The sequence below is a fragment of the Desulfobacterales bacterium genome (genome assembly GCA_021647905.1).
Taxonomy (GTDB): Bacteria; Desulfobacterota; Desulfobulbia; order Desulfobulbales; family BM004; genus JAKITW01.
In genome coordinates, this window is sequence record JAKITW010000116.1 from 1 (window position 1) to 3,602 (window position 3,602).

Genomic DNA, 3,602 nt, shown 5'->3' on the forward strand with positions numbered 1-3,602 from the left:
CAGCACTGCCAGGTCGTGGTAGGGGTCCATGTAGGCGCTGGTGGTCAGCCGGGTGGATTTTCTCAGGTGCTCAAGGCCGCGCTCCAGTTCACCCAGGCGCGCCAGGGTCAGTCCCCGGCCCTTGTTGGCATAGACATTATCATCATCAAGGGCCAGGACCTTTTCGTTGGCCCGGCGGGCATCGGAATAATTCTGGAGCATGAAGCTCACATAGCCGAAATAGCCGAGCAACTCGATATCGTCCGGGGCCAGGGCCAGGGCCTTTTCTATTAGCATCTGGGCCAACTGCAGTTCATCTTCATCGGCAAACTTCTTGCCAAGGCTGGCCAGGGTCCCGGAATCCGGCACCAGGGCATCGATCTTTTCCCAGGTCCGGGTCAGGGCGACGTTATAGGAACAGTAGCGGTTCTCGCTGTGGATGTCGCCGTTCATGGTCAGGCGGGTGTTGGGGCAGCCGCCCAGACAGGTGGCGCCGTACTTGCATTTCGCGCAGAATCCGGCCAGCTTCTCCTTGCCGGCCTGTCGGTTCCAGACAAAACAGTCCTCACTCTCCCAGAGTTCCCTCAGGGGCGTCTGCCTGATATTACCTTCCACGAACTGCTGGTCGCGGATGGAGGTGCAGCCGAGGATGTCACCGTTATGAAAGATCCCGAAACTGCGTTTGCCGGCGTTACAACCCTGCCAGGTGACCGGGTAGCTCGCATTGTGGGCCCGGGTCCGGGCCGCTACCTCCTTGAAGTTATAATAACCAACGCAATCGGCCGGATAGATCCGGATCCGGTCGTCGTCCATGGATTCGTAGATAAAGTCGATGATGTCGTCCATCTGGGCCGGCTCCAGGATCATCTCTTCATGGTCGGCAAAAGAACCCATGGGCAGCCCGATCTGGACCTGCCACAAGTCGACCCCCTGATCAAGGAGGATCTGTCTGATCGCCTCGAGCTGGCCGATGTTGGTCTTATGGATGGTGGTAATCACGCCGGCGGTAATCGATTTCCGGTCCATCAGGGCAAAGGCCTTCATGATCCGGGCAAAGGCCCCTGGGCGTCTGATCTGGTCGTGGGTCTCTTTTATCCCGTCCAGGCTGATGGCAAAGGTCCCCACCCCGCTCTCCACAGCCCGGTCCAAGAGTTCCTCGGTGATCAACCAGCCGTTGGTGATAATATTGGGTGTGACCCCGTTATCCCGCAACCGGCTGGCCAGCAGGTGCCAGTCCGGGCGGGTAAGCGGCTCGCCGCCTGACAGGGTCAGCCATTTCAGCCCCAGTGCTCCGATCTGGTCGCAGAGATCAAGGGCCTCCGCAGTGCTCAATTCATCGGCCAGGGGCTCCCGGCAGGCCGAGCCGCAATGCTTGCACCGCATATTGCAGCCCATGGTTATTTCCCAGACCGCGGTTATTGGCTTGTACGGCAACTTTTGTTCCTCACCTGTTTTGTGTTTGTGGTAGTAAGCGGTGACAGGACGGGGTACGAGCGCGATACGTCAGTGCCGTGGCCCCTGCCCGGATACCTCCGGCAGGTGCCGTTACTTGGCGTCGCCCCCCTCCGGGCACGCACTCTGCCCAGGGGGTCGACACGCGAATCGCATACGCCAACCGCATCTACTTCTTGGCCCTGCCCTTCCTGCCGCCGGCCTTGCTCTTCCGCAGCTTCACCGGGGCACCGTATTTGAGCACACAGTGCTCACCCGGTCTGGGGATACCGGTGGGAACGCCATAGAGCAGGATGCAGTTTTCTTCCGATTCCACGACCTTGACCGGGATACCATACTTGACCACGCAGTCCTTGCCCGTGGTCACCTCGCCGCGCGGGGTGCCATACTTGACAATGCAGTCATCTTCCTCTATCGGCACCAGCGGCGACCCGTATTTCAGCAGGCATCCGTCTCCCTCCTCAATGGTGCCGTGGGGGGCGCCGTACTTGACCAGGCAGTTGTCAGGATCATGGACCATGGTAGCCGGCACCCCGTACTTGAGAACACAATCCGCGGCCCGGGCCGGAATACCGCTGGGAATGCCGTACATGACCACACAGTTGTCCTTGTCCTCGATGACCTGCATCGGCACATGGCAGACCCTGTCCTGCCGGACCGCGGCCGTGAGCGCGGGCACCCCGTATTCCGGGGTGGGAACGCCGTAGACCACGATGATATCGTCGCTGTCGGCCCGCCGCATCAGCTTGAGGCCGCGATGATCGCCGAAATCGACCGGAACGCCGTACTTCAGGATGCAGCGCTCGCTATCCCTGGCTATCCCCCAGGGGATCCCATACATCAAGACACAGTTTTCCCGGTCCTCCTTGACCAGCATGGGCACACCATAGGGAGGCAGGGGACCGCCGCCGGAACACCGCGTTTCCGCGGAGGTGCGGACAAAACGCCCGGCACCGATGCTCTGCCGCAGCTCGTCTGCCACGGTTGCCGGGGCCTCTTCAATCACCACCACGTAGCTCTTCTTCCGGACCACCTGCTGGGGCTCGGCAGGGCTTACCAGGCTGAAATCAAGACAGGCCTTTGCCTCCTGAAGGGCCACAAAGCGAAAGACCTGTTTCCCCTTAGTGCCAAACAACGGGGAGGTGGAGGTGTGATAAGATATGTCCAGGAGATTAAGGCAGTTGGGCATGGTTGCCAAGGTCCAGGTATAGCCTGTTGAGGCGGCCTGCGATTCAAGGCCGACCTCAAAAACCTCTGAGACATGAACCGTGATCTCGCCCCCGAATTCATTAAATTCCATCATGATCTCTTGCCTCCTTGCAGTGAATGATCAGACAAAAAATGGCCGGGCCCAGTATGCTTTCGCCAAAGGCCGCGCCACTCCACGCCCGGCCAGGTTCATCCGCAACAGGAAGCGCCGGCCCTTGCCACAGCCGAGCAGGCCCCTCCCCTTTGCTTGGTCCGGCAGCCCTGAAAAGGGCCTTGGGAGCCTGTTCAGCCGGCAGTGGCGACCCTGTTCAATTCCCGCAGGGCGCCGACCGTTTGCTGATAATCAGCGCCGGCCGCAAGTTCCCTGGCAATGCTTTCCGCGGCCATGCCCACCACCTGGCCGAATTCCTCGCGGCCGAGCATTACCAGTTGATCATCGACATGGAGGTGAGGGTCGCGGATTCCGCCATCAATACGGCCCGGGATATCCCTGGACAGGACCGGATTCGCCTTGACGATCTTGGGTAAAATGTCCCGCGGCAGGATCTTGACCGGGGGAATGGGCCAGCCGCCCGGGAAGGGGAACGGCAGCGGGATCTTGTCAATGATCACCCGCACCGGCAACTTATCGATGGTCTTTAGCATCTTGGCCAGGTCGTCTGCCGAACCTTGGAACTCGATTTCCGCTCGAAACGTGATCTTTCCGTTCATGGCATTCCTCCTTGTCTTGGGGTCCAGGGCTAAGTGCGATGCTCCCTGTTGAAAAATCAATGGACACGAGTTGCGCTGTGACAATCTGTAAATTCCAGCAGACCATGTTTGAAACAGCGCCATGCATCCGGCCGGGAAAAAATCCCGCTGCCGGGAAATTCGTCCGGCTATTCCATGACTGGACACTCTATGGCTTTTAACACACAAAAACAAAAAGATAGCAAGAAAAAAGAATGCCAGGTTTATGGTAG

3 protein-coding genes are annotated in these 3,602 nt (G+C 59.4%); all 3 read right to left on the reverse strand.

The annotated features are described in order from the left end of the window. A partial coding sequence (locus L3J03_12225) for a radical SAM protein (GenBank protein ID MCF6291747.1) occupies positions 1-1,413 on the reverse strand: 1,413 nt, incomplete at its 3' end. Between the two features lie 187 nt (positions 1,414-1,600). Further along, positions 1,601-2,734: a protease inhibitor I42 family protein gene (locus L3J03_12230; protein MCF6291748.1), complete on the reverse strand. Its 1,134-nt coding sequence runs from the start codon at positions 2,732-2,734 to the stop codon at positions 1,601-1,603. Between the two features lie 191 nt (positions 2,735-2,925). Next, positions 2,926-3,351 (reverse strand): hypothetical protein, encoded by a 426-nt coding sequence (locus L3J03_12235; GenBank protein MCF6291749.1) that lies wholly within the window; start codon positions 3,349-3,351, stop codon positions 2,926-2,928. Positions 3,352-3,602: the final 251 nt, after the last annotated feature.

What these genes read in the sequence shown, in the direction of transcription:
- L3J03_12230 (MCF6291748.1), bottom strand. Translation starts at nt 2,734, where the DNA reads ATGATGGAATTTAATGAATTCGGGGGCGAGATCACGGTTCATGTCTCA.
- L3J03_12235 (MCF6291749.1), bottom strand. Translation starts at nt 3,351, where the DNA reads ATGAACGGAAAGATCACGTTTCGAGCGGAAATCGAGTTCCAAGGTTCG.